Consider the following 237-nt stretch of genomic DNA (forward strand, 5'->3'; position numbering starts at 1 on the left):
TATAGTGCCCATACAAGTCCCCAGAATATAAATCCTAATCTCATTTTCATCAGCTTCATTCATCGGAGAAACACTAATCCTATTTCCATCCCTTATAGCAAACGTAGCAAGGTTAGGGAGTTGAAACATAACTAGATTATCCCTCACCAAAAATTGATTGGGTTGACCTGCTATTTCCAGCCATAACTCAGATAAATCATCAATCGTAATCAAAACATCCGGTTTATCGGATTGTTT

At 37.1% G+C, this 237-nt stretch carries 1 pseudogene; it reads right to left on the reverse strand.

Features of this window, described 5'->3' with window-relative positions:
- Positions 1-213 (reverse strand): annotated as a pseudogene (locus tag KVT27_RS26070) (aldolase); the annotation flags it as partial.
- Positions 214-237 lie beyond the last annotated feature (24 nt).

It is taken from the genome of Lysinibacillus sp. GbtcB16, assembly GCF_019091145.1.
Classification (GTDB): domain Bacteria; phylum Bacillota; class Bacilli; order Bacillales_A; family Planococcaceae; genus Lysinibacillus; species Lysinibacillus fusiformis.